Origin of the sequence: Bacillus testis, assembly GCF_001243895.1 — a bacterium.
Classification (GTDB): Bacteria; Bacillota; Bacilli; order Bacillales; family DSM-1321; genus Bacillus_AD; species Bacillus_AD testis.
Map to the genome: position 1 here is coordinate 2,156,599 of NZ_LN851186.1, position 20,956 is coordinate 2,177,554.

At 41.8% G+C, this 20,956-nt stretch carries 20 protein-coding genes; 3 read left to right on the forward strand and 17 right to left on the reverse strand.

The window, feature by feature from the left end; all coding sequences use genetic code 11:
* Positions 1-62 precede the first annotated feature (62 nt).
* The 7 genes from BN1765_RS10960 to hpaB form a co-directional block, all read right to left on the reverse strand.
* Positions 63-1,619, reverse strand: coding sequence for a solute symporter family protein (locus BN1765_RS10960; protein WP_050615167.1), 1,557 nt, complete (start codon positions 1,617-1,619; stop codon positions 63-65).
* A 1-nt stretch (position 1,620) separates the two neighbouring features.
* Complete coding sequence (locus BN1765_RS10965) at positions 1,621-1,950, reverse strand: DUF485 domain-containing protein (RefSeq protein WP_050615168.1); 330 nt, start codon at positions 1,948-1,950, stop codon at positions 1,621-1,623.
* Positions 1,951-2,223: 273 nt separating this feature from the next.
* Positions 2,224-2,700 carry a flavin reductase family protein gene (locus BN1765_RS10970; protein ID WP_050615169.1) on the reverse strand — a complete coding sequence of 159 codons (477 nt, stop codon included), beginning with the start codon at positions 2,698-2,700 and terminating at the stop codon, positions 2,224-2,226.
* Between the two features lie 74 nt (positions 2,701-2,774).
* On the reverse strand, positions 2,775-3,758 hold the full coding sequence (gene hpaD, locus BN1765_RS10975; RefSeq protein ID WP_050615170.1) for a 3,4-dihydroxyphenylacetate 2,3-dioxygenase: 984 nt from the start codon (positions 3,756-3,758) through the stop codon (positions 2,775-2,777).
* A gap of 35 nt (positions 3,759-3,793) precedes the next feature.
* Positions 3,794-5,308 carry a 5-carboxymethyl-2-hydroxymuconate semialdehyde dehydrogenase gene (gene hpaE / locus BN1765_RS10980; protein ID WP_050615171.1) on the reverse strand — a complete coding sequence of 505 codons (1,515 nt, stop codon included), beginning with the start codon at positions 5,306-5,308 and terminating at the stop codon, positions 3,794-3,796.
* Between the two features lie 92 nt (positions 5,309-5,400).
* Positions 5,401-6,315, reverse strand: coding sequence for a 2,4-dihydroxyhept-2-ene-1,7-dioic acid aldolase (hpaI, locus tag BN1765_RS10985; RefSeq protein WP_050615172.1), 915 nt, complete (start codon positions 6,313-6,315; stop codon positions 5,401-5,403).
* 335 nt (positions 6,316-6,650) lie between these two features.
* Positions 6,651-8,138, reverse strand: coding sequence for a 4-hydroxyphenylacetate 3-monooxygenase, oxygenase component (hpaB, locus tag BN1765_RS10990; protein ID WP_050615173.1), 1,488 nt, complete (start codon positions 8,136-8,138; stop codon positions 6,651-6,653).
* 146 nt (positions 8,139-8,284) lie between these two features.
* Here hpaB and BN1765_RS10995 point away from each other — a divergent pair, with 146 nt between their 5' ends.
* Positions 8,285-9,184, forward strand: a complete 900-nt coding sequence (locus BN1765_RS10995; RefSeq protein ID WP_050615174.1) for a LysR family transcriptional regulator — start codon at positions 8,285-8,287, stop codon at positions 9,182-9,184.
* 67 nt (positions 9,185-9,251) lie between these two features.
* On the opposite strand, the gene BN1765_RS11000 is transcribed toward BN1765_RS10995, so the two are convergent.
* From BN1765_RS11000 to BN1765_RS11040, 9 genes are all read right to left on the reverse strand, one after another.
* On the reverse strand, positions 9,252-9,695 hold the full coding sequence (locus tag BN1765_RS11000) for a peptidylprolyl isomerase (RefSeq protein WP_050615175.1): 444 nt from the start codon (positions 9,693-9,695) through the stop codon (positions 9,252-9,254).
* Between the two features lie 269 nt (positions 9,696-9,964).
* Entirely contained in the window at positions 9,965-10,642 is a 678-nt protein-coding gene (locus BN1765_RS11005) for an ABC transporter permease (RefSeq protein ID WP_050615176.1), read from the reverse strand.
* 18 nt (positions 10,643-10,660) lie between these two features.
* Entirely contained in the window at positions 10,661-11,572 is a 912-nt protein-coding gene (locus tag BN1765_RS11010; protein ID WP_050615177.1) for an osmoprotectant ABC transporter substrate-binding protein, read from the reverse strand.
* A 16-nt stretch (positions 11,573-11,588) separates the two neighbouring features.
* Positions 11,589-12,242, reverse strand: coding sequence for an ABC transporter permease (locus BN1765_RS11015; protein ID WP_050615178.1), 654 nt, complete (start codon positions 12,240-12,242; stop codon positions 11,589-11,591).
* Between the two features lie 12 nt (positions 12,243-12,254).
* Entirely contained in the window at positions 12,255-13,415 is a 1,161-nt protein-coding gene (locus BN1765_RS11020; protein ID WP_050615179.1) for a betaine/proline/choline family ABC transporter ATP-binding protein, read from the reverse strand.
* 574 nt (positions 13,416-13,989) lie between these two features.
* On the reverse strand, positions 13,990-14,316 hold the full coding sequence (locus BN1765_RS11025; protein WP_050615180.1) for a hypothetical protein: 327 nt from the start codon (positions 14,314-14,316) through the stop codon (positions 13,990-13,992).
* A 231-nt stretch (positions 14,317-14,547) separates the two neighbouring features.
* A complete protein-coding gene (locus tag BN1765_RS11030) occupies positions 14,548-15,552 on the reverse strand; it encodes a C40 family peptidase (RefSeq protein WP_069203019.1) in 1,005 nt (334 codons plus the stop codon).
* A 310-nt stretch (positions 15,553-15,862) separates the two neighbouring features.
* Positions 15,863-16,861, reverse strand: coding sequence for an inorganic phosphate transporter (locus BN1765_RS11035; RefSeq protein WP_050615182.1), 999 nt, complete (start codon positions 16,859-16,861; stop codon positions 15,863-15,865).
* Between the two features lie 12 nt (positions 16,862-16,873).
* Positions 16,874-17,497: a DUF47 domain-containing protein gene (locus tag BN1765_RS11040; RefSeq protein ID WP_050615183.1), complete on the reverse strand. Its 624-nt coding sequence runs from the start codon at positions 17,495-17,497 to the stop codon at positions 16,874-16,876.
* Positions 17,498-17,862: 365 nt separating this feature from the next.
* Here BN1765_RS11040 and BN1765_RS11045 point away from each other — a divergent pair, with 365 nt between their 5' ends.
* A complete protein-coding gene (locus tag BN1765_RS11045; protein WP_050615184.1) occupies positions 17,863-18,297 on the forward strand; it encodes a DUF2871 domain-containing protein in 435 nt (144 codons plus the stop codon).
* A 229-nt stretch (positions 18,298-18,526) separates the two neighbouring features.
* Here BN1765_RS11045 and BN1765_RS11050 read toward each other — a convergent pair whose 3' ends face one another.
* Positions 18,527-19,300 carry an SDR family NAD(P)-dependent oxidoreductase gene (locus BN1765_RS11050; protein WP_050615185.1) on the reverse strand — a complete coding sequence of 258 codons (774 nt, stop codon included), beginning with the start codon at positions 19,298-19,300 and terminating at the stop codon, positions 18,527-18,529.
* A gap of 491 nt (positions 19,301-19,791) precedes the next feature.
* On the opposite strand from BN1765_RS11050, the gene spoIIP reads away from it, so the two are divergent.
* On the forward strand, positions 19,792-20,934 hold the full coding sequence (spoIIP, locus tag BN1765_RS11055) for a stage II sporulation protein P (RefSeq protein WP_069203020.1): 1,143 nt from the start codon (positions 19,792-19,794) through the stop codon (positions 20,932-20,934).
* Positions 20,935-20,956 lie beyond the last annotated feature (22 nt).

The window sequence follows — 20,956 nt, forward strand, 5'->3', positions numbered from 1 at the left end:
AAATCCCCCGGAAAATAATGTTCCGGGGGATTTTGTGTCTCTTTCATTAACCGTCCAATCTATCAATGATTTGCAATGCCTTTTATATCGCTTCCAGTTGTCGATTTAACAAGGATTTCCGCATAGTTATCATCTGAAGCTGCATTCTTTTTAGCTCCGATCACCGTTCCTATATAACAAGCCAGAAACCCGAATGGGATGGAAACGATACCTGGCGATGCTAATGGGAATAACGGCTTTCCTGTAAACAAAGCGGCCCCTTCAACCGGACTCCACACATTCGGTCCAATCGCCACCAGCAGAACTGTACAGGCCAAACCGGCAATCATGCCGATCATAGCGCCTGTTTTATTGAACTTACGCCAATAAATCGTAAATAAAATGACAGGCAAATTAGAACTGGCTGCAATGGTAAAGGCAATGGATGCCAGAAAGGCAACGTTGAATTGTTGCAGGAATAACGATAATAAAATCGAAATCACCGTAATGGCGATGGATGCGCCTCTGGCCATGAACATTTGCTGTTTTTCTGTTGCTTTTCCATCCTTTATGATTTCATTATAGAAATCATGGGAAAAGGCGGATGCTCCTGTCACTACAATCCCCGCTACAACAGCAAGAATGGTAGCAAAAGAAACGGCTGAGATAAAAGCGAATAAGAAATCGCCTCCGACTAATTTAGCAAGCAACGGGGCCGCCATATTTCCTGCAGGATTGGCTTCCACAATCGATTTCAATCCAACTAATTTAGTAGCACCCAAGCCAAGAAAGATGACCATAATGTGAAAGCCGCCCATAATCCACATGACCCATACAACCGACTTTCTGGCGACTTGGGCATTCGGCACTGTCAGAAACCGGACGAGTATATGCGGCAAGCCTGCTGTTCCCAGAATAAGGCCTAAGCTTAAGGATGCAGCGTCCCACCCGCTGGCATATTTAATCCCCGGAAGCAAAAAGTCGCCTTTAAATGGCGTTGCTGTTTTTACTTGTGTAAATACGTCAAGAAAATTAAAATGAAACTTCCACATCACCAAACAAAATAAGATAAACGTGCCTCCTACCAATAATACAGCCTTTATGATTTGGACCCAGCTTGTCGCGGTCATACCGCCGAATAATACAAAAATCAGCATAACAATCCCTACAATAATAACGGACACATTATAGGGAATGCCTAAAAGCAATTTAAATAAAGCTCCAGCGGCCACCAATTGCCCTAGCATATAAAAGATAGAAATGAACAACGTGTTGAAAGCTGTCACTCCTCTGACTTGCTTATATTTATAGCGGGTTGTAATCATATCTCCCAATGTGTACTTCCCCAGATTCCTTAATGGTTCTGCAACCAAAAACAAGACGACCAGAAATGAGACCAAGGCACCAAACATAAGGAAAAAGCCATCAAATCCTGTTAAAGCAAATGCACCGATCAATCCTAAAAATGTGGAAGCTGACATGAAATCGCCTGCAAGGGCAAGTCCATTCTGCCGAGCTGTTAAACCGCCCCCTGCTGTATAGAATGAACTGGCTGTTTTTGTTTTTTTCGATGCATAATAGGTGATTAAAAGTGTGCCCACGGACATGATGGCAAAGAGGATTATGACATTTATGCCCATTCTATAACCCTTCCTTCTCTATGATTTTTTGAATGTCTTCATCAAACTGCTGTGACTTGATCACATAGATGCTGCAGACAAAGAGTGACATGGCAATTATGGAAACGCCATAAAGCCAGCCCCAAGTGATATCGCCGATTATGTTGTGGTTAAGTATATTGGTATAGAAAGATAAAAAAGGCAATAGCAAAGAATAGCATATGAAAAAGAGAGTATAAGGGATAATGAACATTTTCTTTTTAGTGATAAGTTGGGTAAACTCAGGGGAAGAAGCTATTTTTTCATAATTCAGTTGATTTTTTTCTTTTACTTTTTCATTCAATTGAACCATATCGCCATCACCTCATATTTCCGAATGACTTTATTGAAAATAATCCTAATAGGCCTTTGGATTTAAACGAACTATTTCCCTAATAGAAGAAACAGGGCTACATTTTAAAAAAAGGCAACAGTACTGGATACCGCTGCCATAATCGTATCTATTGATCTATGAACGGATTGCTCTTTTCAAAACGATGAACGCTCCTTCTCATTAAAACGACTAATTTCGTTTATTACCCGATGTTTTCATCACAAAAAGGGATAGAATGGTTGCTCTACTTCCTTATACAGCCGGCGTTTTTTCTATAAAACCACCATATTTGCCTTGAAAAAAGGTTAAAGGCTCACCATCTTTTAAAACAAGTTCTTTCACTTCCCCGATGAACAGTGTATGATCGCCGGCTACCTGCGTACTATAGACATCACAGACAATGTTAGCCAAGGCATTTTGTATCAGCGGCAATCCGTCAATATAATCAAACTCAATTTCCCTTTTTTCCTTTAATTGTCCGGCAAATAACATGGAAATCTCTTGTTGTTCTTCCGACAACAGATTGACGACAAATTTTTGGGAACGCTGGATTTTATCAAGCATTCTTGCTTTTTCGCCAATTGAAATCAGTACCAGTTTCGGCGTTAAAGAAACCGACATAAATGCATTTGCCGTCATGCCATGCGATTCACCATCCACCTCTGTTGTAATTACCGTGACGCCTGTTGCGAATTTTCCCATGGCATTCCGAAAGACACGGTCATCCATAATCATCCCTCTTTCCCCACTAAATTTTTATTCTTGTTCATCTCTTTTTCCAGGTTTCTTTGCTTGCACAAAAATCAAATGATAAACTCCGGCTTCTTTTTTTCGAGCAGCGGCTCTTTCGCAGCTATTTCTTCCCCCGTAAAAATATCCAAGACCGCGGAGGCTTCATCGAACCAGGAATCAGGCGCTTTGGCACCCCAAAACGTTTGGCGCCTCGGATCATTAAGATCCCAATGAAGCGGGCCTACATCAGGATCTGAAGTGAGATAATCGCCGTTATACAATTCGATGCGGTGCCCATCCGGATCTCTTAGGTATAAAAAGAATGCATTGGACAATCCATGACGGCCAGGTCCTCGTTCTATTGTCGAAGCATAACCGAGTGAGGCTAATACATCACATGTATGGATAAGTGCCAATGGATCGGGGAGCCAGAAACCGACATGGTGAAGACGCGGGCCTACCCCATTCATGAAAGCCTGGTCATGTACGCCTGGCTTTCTGTGCAGCCAGCTCGCCCATAACTGGCCGTTTTCATCTATTGTATCTTCAGAACACAGAAATCCTAATTCATCCACATAAAAATCATAGGCTTTCTGCACATCTGCCACTGCACAGTTCACATGGTCGATGCGCTGGACTCTTGATCCCCGATATTGGTCGTAACGCTGCAACATCCGTTCGACTTGGTCCATTTTGCAAAAAAACTCAACCGGCAAGCCGGAAATATCCTGGACTCGCAATGCTCTTCCCAAAGCATGTTGGCTGCCTTCCTGCATCCACTTTGTTTGGAGGCCCTTGGATTTGAACAGGGCTTCCAACTCATCCAAATCAGAATCACATACAACTTTGTAGCTTATCGCTTCCACACTAGGCTCCGCCGCTTTTTGCAGCACAAGGCTATGATGGTGCGCTTCTTCCAGCCCGCGCAGATAAATATGGCTTTCCGTTCTTTCCGTCTCAATAAACCCTAAAGCATCGACATAATATTTCCGGGAGCGATCCAAATCTGTCACGTTTAGGACTGTACGGGCTACCCTTATAATTGAAAACGCCATTTCAATTGCCCCTTTCATACTTCGAAAAGTTCTTGTTATTTTTCAATCCCGTTTGCCGAAAGATGTTTTTTCACTCCAAATTTAGGGATATGGTGGTCGCCAATCGCTACATGGATTACTTGTGTTTCCGTATAGAAATCGAAACTGTAATGTCCCCCCTCCCGTCCGACTCCGCTGGATTTAGATCCGCCGAAAGGGATTCTGAGGTCACGGACATTCTGGGAGTTGACCCAAACCATGCCGCTGTCGACCGACTGTGCCAACCGGTGGCCACGCTTCATGTCATTGGTCCATATAAAGGCGGCAAGGCCATATTTGATGTCATTTGCCATTCTTAAGACTTCTTCTTCGCTACTGAAAGGAATCACTGCCATAACTGGCCCGAAAATTTCTTCTTGTGCCACGGTCATATCGTTCGTGCAATCCAACAGAAGTGTAGGAGCAATATAATTGCCTTCCTTGAATTCAGGAGGTATGCTGCCGCTCACAATTGTGGCACCTTCTTTTTCGGCTATTTTCAAATACCTTGACACATTTCCAAAATGTTGCCGATGGATAAGCGGCCCAACTTCTGTTTCTGCATCCATTGGGTCTCCCACCAAAATGTTTTGAACACGCTCTTTTAGGGACTCGATAAATTGATCTTTTATGGATTCATGAACAAATAATCTGGAATTAGACGTACATCTTTCGCCATTAAAGGAATAGATCCCCCATATGATCGAATCAAGCGCCTTTTCCAAATCGGCATCTTCAAATATAATAGCCGGCGATTTTCCTCCTAATTCCATTGACACTCGCTTCAGTGTATCGGCGCCATTTTTAATGATTTCCGATCCAGTGGTGGTTTCGCCCGTGAAGGAAATCAGCTGTACATCTGGATGGGCAACAAGTGACGCGCCTGCTGTTTCTCCAAAACCATGGACGACATTAAAAACTCCCTTTGGCAAACCCGATTGATCAATGATCTGGGCCAGCTTATTGGCCGTCAATGGAGACCACTCGGCGGGTTTTAGCACACATGTATTTCCGGTCGCCAAAGCGGGAGCAACCTTCCATGTTTCCAGCATAAACGGCGCATTCCAGGGAGTGATTAATCCAGCTACCCCGACAGGCTTATGGACCGTGTAATTGATAAATGTATCATCCACTTGATAGGCTTCTCCCACCAATCTGCTTTTGACCATTTCCGCGTAAAAGCGGAAATTTTCTGCAGCACGGGCGGCCTGTTTTTTTGTCTGGCTGATGGGCAATCCTGTATCCAATGATTCCAAGTACGAAATCTCTTCAGCATTTTCTTCAATCAAATCAGCGATTTTCACCAAGTAGCTCAACCTTTTCTGTACCGTCATATGTTTCCACGGGCCATGGTCGAAAGCTTCTCTTGCAGCGGCGACAGCAAGGTCAATATCTTCTTTAAACCCTTCTGCAACGGCATTAATTGGCTGATTATTAAAAGGATTGATATTTTGAAAAGATTTGCCAGCAACCCCATCTGTAAACTCGCCGTTGATATAATGCTGGATATCGGTGACTGGGTATGTTTTCATGCTTTTTCCTCCATTCTTGCGATCTTAATATATAAATCGGGGAGAAAACTCACTTCTTGGGTTTTCTCCCGCTTATATGGGCTTTTGCCAGTTTACCTATTTAATGTCTTAATCAATCCATATTTATCTAATGTCTGGCGGATTTCATCTATTAATGTGTCGGAAGGCTGGCCAAGCGGAGGCCTTAAGGCTGGATTAGCTTTACCGATCAATCCCATTGCTGTCTTTAATGGCCCTGGGTTTGTTTCCTTGAACAGCACATCATTCAAAGGCATTAATTTATAATGAAGGTCCAGTGCTTTTTCCAAGTCTCCTTCTTTCCAATAATTATAAAGATCCGCCACTTCTTTAGGGGCCACACAAGCTGTCGCGCTTATATGCCCGGCACCGCCGATTGCCAACATTGGGTAACAGAGCAATTCAATGCCGGAATAGAGCAAAAAGTCCCTTCCACAATTCAGCAACACACGGTTCACATGCTCAAAGTCTTTATTTGATTCCTTGACTCCGATGATATTGTGACAATCCTCCGCCAATCGGGCCAATGTTTGGACTTCCAGGTTGACCCCTGTTCTTCCCGGTATGTTGTACACAATAATGGGAATATCAACAGAATCTGCGACCGTTTTGAAGTGGTTATACAATGCCTGTTGGTTGGGCCTATTATAATAGGGGACAATCACCAACGCGGCATCCGCTCCCATTTCTTGCGCCCGTTTAGTCAGATGCAGTGTTTCTTTTTGGTTCGCTGATCCAGTGCCTGGCGCTACCGGCACCCTTCCGTTTGCCGTGTTGATGGCTGTTTCCATAACCAGCTCACGTTCTGCGATTGTCAGAGAACTAGGCTCGCCCGTAGTCCCACAAACTGAAATGCCATGTGAACCGCTTTCGATATGCCAATTCACCAATCCTTTAAGTGCCTCTACATCCACCTCTAACTGATTGTCAAAAGGGGTTATAATAGGGGCGATGGACCCTCGCAACCGCTTTTTGATTTCTTCATACAAATGAAAGACCACCTTTACATAATATTTTGTATATTCAGATTATTGATAAGAAAAAAGCAGCTTTTTCCTGATTGCAAACAAAACTTCCTGCCATATATAGGCTTATCGATGTTTTTTGCGCTGCGCTGTTTGAAGTAAGCGATTGTGTTCATCTTATGCTTTCTGACCGCAACTTCGATTGTCTCAAAAGAAGCTTTCTCTTTTAAAAGAGTGATTATTTCGCCATGTTCCTGAAAAGACTGGGCAGCACGTTTCGGGACGATTGTAAAAACAGATGTCCTTCTTATTTATTGATTTGGTTTTATTTTCCTGGATTTCATATACGATAACAATTATTAGGAAAAATTTGTATTTATTGTCTGTGCCAGCTGTTCAGACCGCTCTAAAAACTCCTTGACTCTGTCGACGTAAGGCTGCTTATCATAGCCATTATACAAAGCGCTAGCCATTCTGATTGGATCGCCAAAGAAAAAACGTTCATATAAAGTCTGGCGAGAACCAAATGTGCTGACACAAACATCCCATGCCAAGCGGTACAATTTCACACGGTTATAGGCATCCCCGGTAGCAGACTGCAAGTATTTATCCAGATCTGGCCGGATATCCGAATGAAAATCAGCTTCAGAAGGAATGGCCATCAATCCGCTGGCGCCCATCAGCTGCATGATTTCAGTAAAACGCGGATAGATTTTCGGAAAATAATTTCTTGCCACATTAAGCGGTGCGAATTCTGGTGTCATGATGCCCCATTTGTCTAATGCCGCATTCGCTTCCGACGCGGTGACAAAAGCCTTCATCGTTTCTAGAGCAATGATGACTTCCGATATTTTCTCCTGGATATGCTGATATTGGCCGATATTGATTGTCTCTGCCATTAATTGGAGAATGCCAAGTATGAATTCTGTTTTCGCTACATTTTTCGAAATCACCTGGTGGGTCATATGGACAACCGCGTTGCTTTCATTATAGGCGCGGTTGCACACAGAGACATCCCCATGGGCAAAAACGCGTTCCCAAGGCACTACAACATCATCGAATACAACGATTGTGTCCATTTCTTCAAATCGGGATCCTAGCGGGTGGTCCCAATTGGATTTGCCGTAGTCAAAGGATTCACGGCAAATGAATTTCAGCCCCGGTGTATTGTTAGGGATGGAAAAAGCATAGGCATACGGATTTTCTTCTTCACCCTGTTTCAGTAATGTTGAAGGAAATACCATTATTTCATCTGTGATTCCTCCTTGTGTGGCCAGCAGCCTTGCCCCTTTGATCACTAAACCCTCGTCTGTCTGGCCCTTGATGCGGGCTGCAATGTATGGATCCGAAAGCTGGGAGGCGCTCACTCCCCTGTTCACCTGGGGCTGAATCAGCGTATGCGTCAGAGAAAGATCGTTTTCCCGGCAGTATTCGTAGTAATTGCGCATATTTTCCGCAAAGCGCGGATCTTGGCTTCCGAACATCTCCGCAGCGGAACCGTAGGCCATCATCCCGGCGTTAATATAATCAGGGGAACGCCCCATCATTCCTCCATTATACTTGGCCCACTCCTGCATCATTTTCCGGCGTTTCTGCAAGTCCTCATTTGTTTTGGGTTGAATGAAGGAAGTTCCGACACGATCACCGGTAGTTGGCGAGATATATGTCATATACTCCTTTTTATCTGGATCATGTTGCATATCATACAATTCAGCCTGTGATTTCATAACACCGCTGAATGCTGGATGCTCTGAAATATTCCCTTTCACTTTTTCCCCGTCTATCCAAACGTTCGCTTTTGCTTGATTGACTCTTTCAATATATTGTTGGCCTGTTTTTGCCGCCATTTACTGCCACTCCTTTCCCAATGGAATAATGGATTTATTCTGTAAGCGGATACAATTTTAAGGTAACATGTAATATAATATATGGAAAATATGTATTAAATTAAAAAATAGTATAAAAATTATATATTTTAAAAGGAGGATCTTGCTTGGATGTAAAAAAGCTTCGTTATTTCGCGGCCATTGTTGAAGAAGGGCAGATTTCCAGAGCGGCAAAAAAGCTGCATATGGCGCAGCCACCCCTAAGCCAGCAGCTCAAAATGCTTGAAGAAGAACTGGAAATCAAACTGCTTGAAAGAAAAAAACACAGCATCGAATTGACTGAAGCGGGAAAAGTGTTGTATACAAGAGCCCGAGAAGTGCTGGAAAAAATAGAAGCCATACAAGCAGAAATAAAAGAAATCGGGGACGGAATTAGAGGACAGCTTGAAATCGGGTCTGTAAAGACATGCTTTGCCTATATCCCTGAAAAAATCAGATTATTCAGAGAAACATACCCGGAGGTAACCTTCCGCCTATATGAAGGGGATTCGTATCAATTAGCCAACCACTTAAGAAATAGGGATATCGAGCTTGCTATTGTCCGCCTGCCCCTTGATTTGAATGACTTTTTCCACCTTCCCTTACTCACTGATGATTTTGTTCTGGTTGCCTCTTCTGATACAGGATTAGGAAGCCCTGTCCAAATAGCCGAAATCAAATGCCTTCCTCTTATGCTGTTGCACAGGGTCAGGGGAGTAGGATTATATGAACTGGTCCTAAATGAATGGAAGAGGCATGGCCTTGAACCAAACATCGTCTGCCAATGTTCAGACGCGGCTATGTTATTGTCATTAGTAAAAGCAGGAATAGGCGTTGCCATATTGCCGAGATCCACCCTTTTATCATTTGCTTTGGATGGATTGAAGATGATTGAAGTCACTGATTTTTCCATCGAATCCCAATCAGCCATTATATGGCTCAAAGAACGGCATCTATCCAAAAAAGCCGTTCGCTTCAAGGACTGCTTTACCCAAATGAACCAAGTTCAATCTTCTCTTAAAACTTAGACTTTCATCCACTATTAAAAAGGGAGCGGAATAGCAAATTCCGCTCCCTTTTATCCATACAACCGGCTTATTCTTCCCAGACCTTAACTTCTTTCATTACATCGCCTGGTCTGATGTATAAAACGGTGTCCATGTCTTCAGGGTTTACTTGTCCGAATACAGTATGGACGCCATCCAAGTGTGGTTGTGGTTCGTGCACGATGAAGAATTGGCTTCCGCCAGTGTCTTTTCCTGCGTGTGCCATTGATAGGGCACCCGCTACGTGCTTATGTGGGTTTCCGGCAGTTTCACATTTGATTGTGTAGCCAGGGCCGCCGACTCCAGTTCCTTGCGGGCATCCGCCTTGCGCAACAAACCCAGGAATTACACGGTGGAATGTCAATCCGTTATAAAAACCTTTATCTGCAAGTTCTTTGAAGTTTGCCACTGTGCCAGGAGCTTCATTCGGGAAAAATTCTATGCGAATGACTCCACCGTTTTCCATTGTAATTGTTCCTACTGTTTTAGACATTATCATCTTCCTTTCTTATTTGCACATGAACTCTATGTATTGGTCATGTATGTACCATGTATAGTGAGATAAGAAGCACGCTAGAAAAAAGTCTCTCTGACCGGACCTGCACTTATTAAAGAAGGTACATGCCTAGATTATAGACCTTTCCTTAACGGATTCAATTATCCTGTCTATTTTAACATGCATTCTGGACAAATGGAAACCATCCTTCTTTTTGTCTTACCCGCAAAAAAATACAGGAGAAACAATTGCTTCTCCTGTATTTTTTAAATTTGTATTTCCAAATCTATTTTCTTTTTCTTGTTATTTGCAGGTGAAAGCCTTTTTTCTAGCCATCCCATCAATACATCGGCAATGACAGCCATCAACGCAGTCGGTATGGCACCGGCAAGTATAATGGCTGCACCGTCCGTGACGTTTGTGCCCCGGATAATGATATCGCCAAGGCCCCCACCGCCAATGAATGCTCCAATGGTTGCGACGCCAATAGCCACAACAAGTGCGTTGCGCAAACCAGCCATGATTACACTTAAAGCCAAAGGCAGCTCGACCATATATAAAAGCTGCCATGTCGTCATTCCCATGGATGTTCCTGACTCAAGCACCGGTTTTTCAACGCTTCTGATGCCCGTATACGTATTCTTGATAATCGGCAGCAACGAGTATAGAAAGACGGAGGCAATAACTGTATTTGCCCCGAGCCCCATGGCCAGCATTAGTACCGCCAGCAACGCCAAAGCAGGAATCGTCTGGATAATATTAGCCAACGACAATACCCAGGTGCTCAATTTCCGGTATCTGGCTATCAATATGCCGACCGGTATGCCGATGATTGCAGCGAACAGCACCCCATAGGCCGACATCAAAAAATGTCTAAAAAATTGCTCCAGTACATAAGAGCCATTATCTAAATAGTAGATCCATAATTCATGGATGGTATCCAAATTCCGCACCTCCCGATCTTACTCAAAATAGTTATTTTTCTTCAAAAAGTCCTCCGCCACAGTGGCTGGTTCTTTTTTCTTTACATCTGACTGGTAATTCAGTTCTGTGATCGTATCATTATCGATTTTGCCCACCAATTTTCTTAGGACTTTATCTAATTCCGGATGTTCCTTCAACACGTCATTATTAATGACAGGTGAACAATTATATGGAGGGAAGAATTGTTTGTCATCTTCCAAGGTTTTAAGATTGAATGCTTTCAGTCGTCCATCTGTGCTATATGCCAGCACAACATCCATTTTTCCGCTTTTGACTGCTTGATACACGAGTCCAAGCTGCATGGGAAAAGCCTTTTCGAAACGGAAATCATACGCCTCAGTGAAACCATCATAGCCATCGCCCTTACGGTTCAGCCAAGCATTGTCTACACCCAGTTTCAAATTTCCGGCGATGGATTCTAGATCCGAAACGTTTTGTAGATGGTATTTTTCAGCCAACTGCTGTGTGACAGTCAGGGCATATGTATTTGCAAACCCATAAGAGTCATACCATGTTTGATCGAAGCGGTCCTTGAATTCCTTTTGCACGATTTGTGTTGCTTTCTTAGGATCTTTCACCGGGTCGAGACCAAGCGCACCGGATAAATCCGTTCCTGTATAGCGTGTCGCTGTAATGTCCACCTGTCCTTCAGTCAACGCTTGATGTTGGACAATGGAAGAGCCGAGGTTTTGGATCATTTCTGCTTTCAAATCCGTATCATGTTCAATCATTTTTTTGATGATTTGCCCTACAATTTGCGATTCAGATGTATTTAAAGTGGCTATACGGACCGATTCATCGCTATTCGAGCCAAGACCGGGAAGTGAACATGCACTTAAAGTGAATGCCGCCACGATCGATAGTACAGCCATTCTTCCTTTTTTCCACATTTGTTTCACTCCTCCATTAGTACATTTCTCTTTGGTTGCGGATTCCTTTTGGTGTCACAGCATTTTCCAGACGAGTCAACAATAAATCTACCACGAGGGCAAGAAGGGTGACCGGTATGGCTCCAGCCAGGATCAAATCCGTTCTGAATAAGTTCAAACCATCAAAAATGAAATCACCCAAACCGCCGCCGCCAATAAAGGAAGAAAGAGTGGCCCAGCCGATTAAATAAACGGCAGACAGCCGGATACCAGCCATTATGATCGGAATAGAAAGCGGCAGTTCCACGCTGAACACCCTTTCTGTACCTGTCATGCCCATGGCTTGGGATGCTTCAATTAAATCTCGGTTCACACCTTTTACACCTATGTATGTATTCCGCAAAATGGGAAGCATTGAATAAAAGAATAAAGCGACAATCGCCGGGATTTTTCCGATGCCTAGCAATGGGATAAAAAATGCCAAAATAGCTAAACTCGGAAATGTCTGGACAACCGACGCGATTCCGATCACAAACCCGGCGATTTTCGGCAAATGCGCCAAAAGAATGCCTATAGGAACCGCTACAATGATCCCTATAATCAAAGCAGTAAATGAAATAAAAAGATGTTCACCGGTTTTCACCAATAAATCCTGTCCGTTGCTTGAAAAAAAATCTGATATAGCATTCATGATACCGCCTCCTTATCTCGTTTCCTGCAATTCTTGACTTGTTTCCGCCTGTTCTTTCAGTCCCCAGATCGAGTCATAGATTACGTCGACCAGATTTGTCCGCGTAAGCAGGCCGGCCAAACGATTTTGACCATCCACAACAGGTACATATTTCAGGCCGAGAGTCAGGAATTTGCGGGTAGCATCACGAATAAGGGTATCTTCATGAACCGTTTTGAATTCTTTATTCATCAACGCTGAGACCTCTGCGTCTAGGTCTTTGCCTCGTTCGATGGCTTCTACGTTCAGCAGTCCTTTTAATACATTGTTGTCGTCCACAATCAATAAGGAATCGACTCGCCGTTTTCTCATCAGTTGGATGGCATCGGCTAATTTGCCAGTCGTTTTGAAGCTGACCGGATTTTTTACCATGATTTCTCCAACGGTTTGGATGGACTGCTGAGCTTGCAGCAATCGATCTTTGCCTATGAAATTCTCGACGAACTCATCGGCTGGATGCAGCAGGATATCATCAGGGCTGCCTTGCTGGACTATTTTCCCTTCCCGCATGATGACGATCCGGTCTGCCAATTTGATTGCTTCATCCATATCATGCGTGACAAATACGATTGTTTTACCAAGTGTTTTTTGTAGATTTTTTAACTCCGCTTGCAAGGAATCCCTTGTGATAGGATCCAAAGCGCCAAAAGGTTCATCCATTAAAATAAGGGGAGGCTCTGCAGCCAAAGCACGAAGAACACCGATTCTTTGTTGCTGTCCGCCACTGAGTTCGTGTGGGTATCGATCCAGAAATTCGGGAGGCATATTGACAAGTTTCAGCAATTCTTCCGCCCGCGCATTCCGTTTTGATTGCGGCCATTTCAATAATTTAGGCACTAATGCAATATTTTCACGGATTGTCATATGAGGGAATAGGCCAATTTGCTGAATTACATACCCGATTGAGCGGCGTAATTCGACGACATTACTTTCCATAACATTTTTTCCGTCAACAAATATTTGTCCTTCAGATGGTTTAATCAACCTGTTAATCATTTTCATCGTCGTTGTCTTTCCGCACCCACTCGGGCCTATAAAACAAACAAACTCGCCTTTTTTAATATCTAAATTGATATGATCGACAGCTCTTTTGCCGCCTGCGTAGATCTTAGAAACATTTTCGAATTTGAGCATGATTTTCTCCTCCTGAATAATTGAGACATCGTCTGCCAGCTGATTGAAGGTTTTTCACTCTTCTTTTCTATTCAATTCCTATCTATCTGAACTAAATATGATCAGCCATAAACGTTGATCCTTTTGCCTCCCCTCTTTGAACAGCATAAAATAGACATAAAATCGATCTGTATAGACTTTTTTTAATAAAAATAGATAACTATATTTTTCAAAAAATAATACTTGTCTAAATTATTTTAACATAACTTATCATCTGTTTGTAGCGTCATATCTTATTACCAGTGCCAGGTATCTGAAGAAAATAGAGGTAATCCCCCTTTCCTGTTGGGATAAAACTGATTTTGGATGATAATTTTAACGGTATTATTCTCCTGCAAAAATGAATGATTAATAGTATAAAAGGATTCTAAAAGCAGTTAAATCTAATGAATATTACCTTATTGATAATTTGGAACATAATTTTTTTTGAATACAAAAGGTTTGGATGGTCTTTAGTGGTCTATATGTCTAGAGCTCCTAAATCTGCTTTTAATGCCCCTAGTTGAATCAACTCTTTCTCTCGTTCCTGGCCGATCTATTGAAAGACATAATCGATATAGTTGCCAAAACCTTTTTGGATTGCCAGCCCTTCGTTCCGCAAAGCCGCCCACAGATATCGATCAAGCGAATACGCGCTTTCAGACTGTAGTTTTTTTAACTGCCCAGGTGTTAAAGAAGCTGAATAATACAACCCCTTTTTCTTTACGGTCAACTGATAGTTTTCCAGTTTTAACACATAGACCTCATAAGCTGGATCCCATTCTTTCAGTTGGCGCTCAACAGTAACAGCTACATGATGCAAAAAATCTTCTTCGTTCAGAAAAACTGACATATATCCTCTTGCCATTCCGTTAATATTCATGGTCAACCACTCCATTCTTTGGTATGAGAATATTGGCGTCTAAAGATGCATTTCTGCCTTAGTCAAATCTTTTTATACTATACCCACATTTACAGAAAAACTAAAACTTCCGACCTAATTATTCACTTTTCTTTTTTTGTGCAATTAGGCCCTTTTTAATAACAAAAAATGGTTAAACAAAAAACTGATGGGCAGCGAGGATTGATTTACCCAAGCTCCATCAGTTTTTGGCTATTTAGCTTTGATTCCATTATAGACTGCTGCAGAGAAATCAGCTCTTGTGGCATGATCCAAAGGGCGGTAGACATTCGTTTTGAAACCTTTAGTCAAGTCAATGACATTCATTGTGACAATTGCTTCAAATGCCCAATAGGATGGTGATAAATCGCTGTATATATTCGCAGCATCAGAACTGGAGGCAACAGGCTGTTTAAGTTTGAACGCATTTTTAACGATCACAGCCATTTGGGCTCTTGTCATGGTTTCGTTCGGACGGTATGTACCATCGGCAAAGCCGTTAATAATGCCCAGTTCTTTCATTGCAGCAATATCCTTTGCAAACACACTGTTTGTATTTACATCTTTATATGAATAAGTACTAGAAGCGGTATGTTTCAACTGACGATTAATGATGGCCGCCGCTTGTCCCCGTGTGACAGAATCTGCCGGTCTGAATGTGCCGTCTTCAAAGCCTGATATGATGCCTTTATTAGATAACTCCGCTATAGCGTTATAAGCGAAATGGCCTTTGTCCAAATCGGTGAAATTCATTGCCGTTCCCTGAGAACCTACCACTCTTTTAGCTCCAGCATATTTAGGCTTCCAATAGGAATTAGTCATACTGGAAACAACAACTCCGCTATCAGTGGCTGATAGAAACTTTTGGTCTCCTATGTAAATGCCTGAATGTGAAATGCCTTTCTTATATGTATCAGAAAAAAAGACCAAGTCGCCAGGAGCCAAATCTTTGTCATCAATCATTAACCCGACTGACGTGTATTGATCGGCAGAAGTTCTTGGCAACGAAATGCCAACCTGGTTAAATACATACAGTAAATAACCCGAACAGTCAAAACCAGCTGGCGTGTTCCCGCCAAATTTATAAGGCGCGCTGATATATTGGCTGGCCAGCTTCACTATGTCGTTCCCTGTTACGGATGCCGCCGCAGAACTTCGAAAGGGCAAGAAACTGAACATAATAGAAGCAACAATAAATAAACTCATTACTTTTTTCACAAAAGTCCCCCTCTTCATTAAATGTACCTTTTTGATCATTCAAAAAAGGTCGAAAATTGTTCGCGATAGTCTTATTCTATCATATTTAGCGCTATTTCGAATGAATAATTTTACAATTTTAATAATAAATGCATATATTCTCTCTATTTGTGGATTGAAAGGATATATGTACGGGTCGAATCGAATTTTCATTTAAAGTCTAAATCTATCTTTTTATATTCAAAATATCCGGAATATCTATCTTCTTCCCCATTTCCACGCAAAAAAGGCTCCCTTAAACTGGAAGCCTTTTTATCTAATCTACGAATATCTATAAAAACAAACGAAGCACATAAAAGATAACCGCAGCCAACGCAGCAGACAGCGGCAGCGTGATCACCCAGGTAACAACCATATGCTTGGCTGTATCCCAATTGACGCCCCTTACTCTATGCGCTGCACCTACACCCATTATAGAGGTTGAAATCACATGGGTGGTCGAAACAGGCAAGCCGAGAGCAGAAGCGCCAAAGATAATGCCCGCTCCGGTTACATCGGCCGCTACTCCATTGATCGGTCGAATTTTCATGATTTTTCCGCCAACCGTTCTTATGATTTTCCAACCGCCTACCGAAGTCCCCAAGCCCATGGCAATTGCACAGGCCACCTGTACCCAAAAAGGAATCTGTGATTCATGTATATAACCATTTGCCATCAAAGCCATGGTTATTATCCCCATCGTCTTCTGGGCATCATTTGTACCATGTGTAAAAGACTGCAGAGCTGCTGTAAAAATCTGAATATGGCGAAAACGGCGGTTTGTCTTAGGCAAATTTCTATTCTTAAAAACAATCTTAAAAATGCTATAAACAAGATAGCCCAGACAAAAGGCAATGATTGGCGACAATATAAGCGCTTCTATAATAGTCATGAATCCGGCCCACTTTAAAACATGAAAACCGGATGACGCAGCAGCCGCCCCGGCTATACTGCCAATGATCGTATGCGAGGAAGAACTGGGTATCCCCATATACCATGTCAATAGGTTCCATAAAATCCCGGCAATCAATGCTGAAAGGATGACGGCTGACCCATCTTCTAATGAAAAAGGATCTACAATATTTTTTGTAATTGTTTGCGCAACGCCCGTAAATGAGATTGCCCCGAGAAAATTCATTATGACCGCTAGCGTGATCGCTCTCTTTGGAGAGAGTGCCTTCGTTGATATAGATGTAGCAATGGCATTTGCAGAATCATGGAATCCATTGATAAAATCAAATGTCAGAGCGCCGATAACTATCAGAATCGTTATGAGCATTAATGAGTCCATGATTCAGCCCCCTTATGAATTTTTCATAATAATGGTTTCAAGTGTGTTCGCAACTACTTCACAAAAATCAGCAATTTCTTCGAGATTCTCATATATTTCTTTATATTGGATAACCCTGATTGGGTCCGTCTCGATGGCAAAGAGATTTTTCATGCTTTGACGGTGCAAGGCATCGCATTTTGATTCAAGCTCTTTGATTTTGATCGCATGTTCACTGATGCTCTGCAATTTTTTAGTGGATGTCAGCAGATTAACCGCAACATCTATTTCATGTGCCGCTTCACAGATATGGCCTACCATTTTGACCATATATTCATCCGCATTGATAATAGAATACATCTCAAAAAGAGCTGAACATTGTTCCAGCCCATCAAGTACATCATCCATACTCATAGAAAGCTGAAGAATATCTTCCCGCTCAATCGGAGTGATAAATGCTTTATTCAATTCCTGGATAATTTCATGGATAAAAGAATCGCCTTTGTGCTCAAATTCATTCATTTTTTCCGCAAACACTTTTAAATCGCTGACGTCTTTCAACTTATAATCAACAAAAAAATCAGCACTTTCCTTCAAGTTAACAGATATATTGCTTAACATAACTGCAAACTTATCTTTTTTTGACTTAAACACCATATAATATCCCTCACGATTCAAAAAATATGTCGATATGTATCAAAACACGTCGAAAGTTCTTAACTTTATTAGTTTACCCCTACTTTTTTGCATAATAAAGCAATACCCCTTAAAATTCATAAAATAGTTGTTATTTGTCTAAAGTTTCCTCTTAATGGAAATTAAACGTTTAAAAATGAAGTTGCCTGCCAATTAGTATTTCTCTGCAATTGTGGATTATACATTTATTGTTCCTTTCCACTAATAAGGTGGCTTTAAAAGCAATATTGCTTAAAATGTAATCTTTTGTTCATGAGTTGTTCATATTCATCAAGCATTCTTTATATATACAATCGACAGAAAGAACCAAATTGGGGGGATACATAGTGAAGAAACTATATTACTCGGCGTTGGCCTATTTAATTGCCGCTTTAGTGAGTGGAGTCTTGTGGAGAGAACTAGCAAAATTTAATGATGTCACAGAAGCGACGTCACTCGGCAAAGTACATGGCCATTTAATGACATTGGGATTCATCATGTTCTTACTATTTATCATTATGGAAAGAATCTTTCATATCTCAGCACATAAACAATTCAATTTGTTTTTTATCGTATACCATATCGGCGTTATCACGGCCACTTTAATGATGCTGATCAGAGGCTATGTCAGCATTATGGTTATAAAGGGCAGCCTTGATTTATCGGACGGCTTGGATGCAGCAATATCAGGTATGGCAGGATTGAGCCATATCGTACTGTCACTTGGATTGATTTTATTTATGGTTATTCTAAAGAAATCTCTCTTTCCAGTAAAAAAATAAAGTGGCAAAAGCTTCGTTAAGCCTTTTGTCATAAACACAATATAAAAAACGGAAACAAGCTAAATAGCTGTTTCCGTTTTTTATACCATTTTTTCTCTCTAACGAAACATAAACCTGATATATATTTTAGAGAAATCAAATGAACTTTTTCTAATTATATGTAAAACTAAATATCAAAACGAATACATGTTTCAAAACGGCTCCTGGTCAACGCCCGTTTCCTGTACTATTATTTTTCCAGTTTACCAGCTACGCCGCCGCCATCAACAGGAAGGGTGACCCCGTTGATTTGCTTAGCAAAATCCGAACACAAAAAGACAGCTGCATTCCCTTGATCTTCAGGGGTGGCAATTTTCCCTGAAGGCAGGGACGCTTCTACGGCTTTAGCCTGTTCAGGTGCGGTTGAAAACCAATATTCAATGGCGGGAGTCAAGGTCATCCCCGGACAAATGGAATTTACACGAATCCCCTTTTGGCCGTATTCTAACGCAACTGTTTTTGTTAAGCCGTTGATGCCCCATTTGGACGCTGAATAGGCAGCTAGATTTGGCATCCCTTGCAATCCTGCAGTGGAAGCGGTATTCACAATGGCTCCCCCGCCATTTTTAAGCATTTCTCTTACCTGATGCTTTAGCGCGTAATAGGTGCCATATAAATTGATCTGAATGCATTTATCCCAATCATCGGTTTCTGTTTCTGCAATCGGTGCAGTCATGGAGCCGATCCCTGCATTGTTATGGGCGAAATCCAACTTTCCAAATGAATCGGCCGCCGCCTGAATAAGGGCAGCCATTTCTTCTTCTTTGGCTACGTTGCACGGGAAAAAAGCAGCCGTACCGCCTGCATCTTCTATCATTTTAACCGTTGCCACTCCGCTTTCTTCATTGATATCAGACACCATGACTTGTGCGCCTTCACGGGCGAAAGCTATGGCGCTTGCCCTTCCGATTCCTGAACCTGCGCCTGTGACGAGTCCCGCTTTTCCTACCATAAGTCCTGCCATAATCGATTCCCCCTATGTGTTTAAGCGCTTACAGACAAATTTTATCTCTTATGTATTAAAATCACAATAGTAAATAGAAGATTATAACGCCAAGTAAAGGTCAGCCATTATCAAGCTTTTGGCCATTTATGCATCCCCCTTTGATATTGGTCTTCATATCTTGAAAGGTATAAAAGATAAAACGCAATAGCAATCTGAATCAACTATCTTCGTTTTTCATAGTAGCACTCCTTTTAAAAGAATAGCGCAGGCAAACCAGGGTGTCGGAAAATCCTTTTTTTCATACAGCCTTCAGTTGGATTTTCAGCTTGGCATTTCGCTTTCCGGAGCACTGCTTTCCTATTAAAAAGTTGTTTGATTATGCCCATTTTACATATGTATCTCTATGAAAGCTTCTATTAATCCCCTCTGCCTTCCCTTCTGCTAATGCAAGAATATGTCATACTCTCTTAATTGCCACATAACTTGTATTAGAGAGGTGAATATGAACGATGGAACGAATAAGCATAATCAGAAAAAAAATAATCAATTCCTTCACTATTACGCTAATTGCCGCTAGCATTGTGTTATATATGCTGATACTAAATTACTCTTATGGCTCAAGGACCATCGAGAAAATGATAGATGAAGTACAAGGGAAAGACCTGTTTACTTATTTTTTTCAAACATCCAACCATTTTTATTTTGCCGAAGAAAACAATCCTTTCTCAGCGATGCATTTAACCGATTTATTCTTCTCGCTGGCCGCAAACGTCAAACCGACTGATGCCCGTTCTTACTTGATCAACCAAATTCCCGGTTTAGCCGATTATGATACAGAGATCCTTGTTGCTGGTGAGGGGACCAATATCACCAATCTTCCTGTGGAACCCCATTTGACGGAGACCGAGCAAAAAAATGAAAGCCCCGTGGCGGAAGAAAAGGTAAAAACGACTTCGGACACTGCTCCTCCTGCCGCCAAAAAAACATATACACTGGCCGAGAGCGATATTTTTATCTATCAATCGCATAATCGAGAATCTTTTTTGCCTTTCTTAAAAGGGACGAACGACCCGGACAAAGCGTCAAGTTCAGACCAACGAGCCAACGTCGTTAAGATAGGCAGCTTGTTGGCGGAGCAATTAATCGCCAATGGACTCAAAGTGTATCATGATACGACCGATGTGAATAAAAAATTAGTTGAACGCAATATGAATTATTATCATTCCTATGACATTTCTGGTGAGATCGTCAAGGCTGCATCAGCACAAAATACAAAAATGCAGTATTTTATCGATGTCCACAGGGATGCAGCCCGCAAAAAACTAACAACGAAAGTCATTAACGGGAAATCATACGCACGATTGTATTTCATCATCGGAAAAGAGAATAAAGACTATCAAAAAAACCTGGAATTCACAAAAAAAATCAATTCTGCGCTTGAGGAAAAATACCCTGGACTAAGCAGAGGTGTATTGGGGAAAAGTCGCTTGGAAGGAAATGGAGTCTATAATCAGAACATATCGGACAAAGCGATTCTCGTCGAATTGGGCGGTGTCGATAATACCATGGATGAATTGAACCGGACGATCAAAGCATTGGCGGATGCCTATACCGCTGCTTATAACCATTCAATTGCCGTGAATAAACAATAGCTAAAAAAATGCCGGCAAATAG

What these genes read in the sequence shown, in the direction of transcription:
- BN1765_RS10960 (WP_050615167.1), bottom strand. Translation starts at nt 1,619, where the DNA reads ATGGGCATAAATGTCATAATCCTCTTTGCCATCATGTCCGTGGGCACA.
- BN1765_RS10965 (WP_050615168.1), bottom strand. Translation starts at nt 1,950, where the DNA reads ATGGTTCAATTGAATGAAAAAGTAAAAGAAAAAAATCAACTGAATTAT.
- BN1765_RS10970 (WP_050615169.1), bottom strand. Translation starts at nt 2,700, where the DNA reads ATGGATGACCGTGTCTTTCGGAATGCCATGGGAAAATTCGCAACAGGC.
- hpaD (WP_050615170.1), bottom strand. Translation starts at nt 3,758, where the DNA reads ATGGCGTTTTCAATTATAAGGGTAGCCCGTACAGTCCTAAACGTGACA.
- hpaE (WP_050615171.1), bottom strand. Translation starts at nt 5,308, where the DNA reads ATGAAAACATACCCAGTCACCGATATCCAGCATTATATCAACGGCGAG.
- hpaB (WP_050615173.1), bottom strand. Translation starts at nt 8,138, where the DNA reads ATGGCGGCAAAAACAGGCCAACAATATATTGAAAGAGTCAATCAAGCA.
- BN1765_RS11000 (WP_050615175.1), bottom strand. Translation starts at nt 9,695, where the DNA reads ATGTCTAAAACAGTAGGAACAATTACAATGGAAAACGGTGGAGTCATT.
- BN1765_RS11010 (WP_050615177.1), bottom strand. Translation starts at nt 11,572, where the DNA reads ATGTGGAAAAAAGGAAGAATGGCTGTACTATCGATCGTGGCGGCATTC.
- BN1765_RS11015 (WP_050615178.1), bottom strand. Translation starts at nt 12,242, where the DNA reads ATGAATGCTATATCAGATTTTTTTTCAAGCAACGGACAGGATTTATTG.
- BN1765_RS11020 (WP_050615179.1), bottom strand. Translation starts at nt 13,415, where the DNA reads ATGCTCAAATTCGAAAATGTTTCTAAGATCTACGCAGGCGGCAAAAGA.
- BN1765_RS11025 (WP_050615180.1), bottom strand. Translation starts at nt 14,316, where the DNA reads ATGAATATTAACGGAATGGCAAGAGGATATATGTCAGTTTTTCTGAAC.
- BN1765_RS11035 (WP_050615182.1), bottom strand. Translation starts at nt 16,861, where the DNA reads ATGGACTCATTAATGCTCATAACGATTCTGATAGTTATCGGCGCTCTG.
- BN1765_RS11040 (WP_050615183.1), bottom strand. Translation starts at nt 17,497, where the DNA reads ATGGTGTTTAAGTCAAAAAAAGATAAGTTTGCAGTTATGTTAAGCAAT.
- BN1765_RS11050 (WP_050615185.1), bottom strand. Translation starts at nt 19,300, where the DNA reads ATGGCAGGACTTATGGTAGGAAAAGCGGGACTCGTCACAGGCGCAGGT.
- spoIIP (WP_069203020.1), top strand. Translation starts at nt 19,792, where the DNA reads ATGGAACGAATAAGCATAATCAGAAAAAAAATAATCAATTCCTTCACT.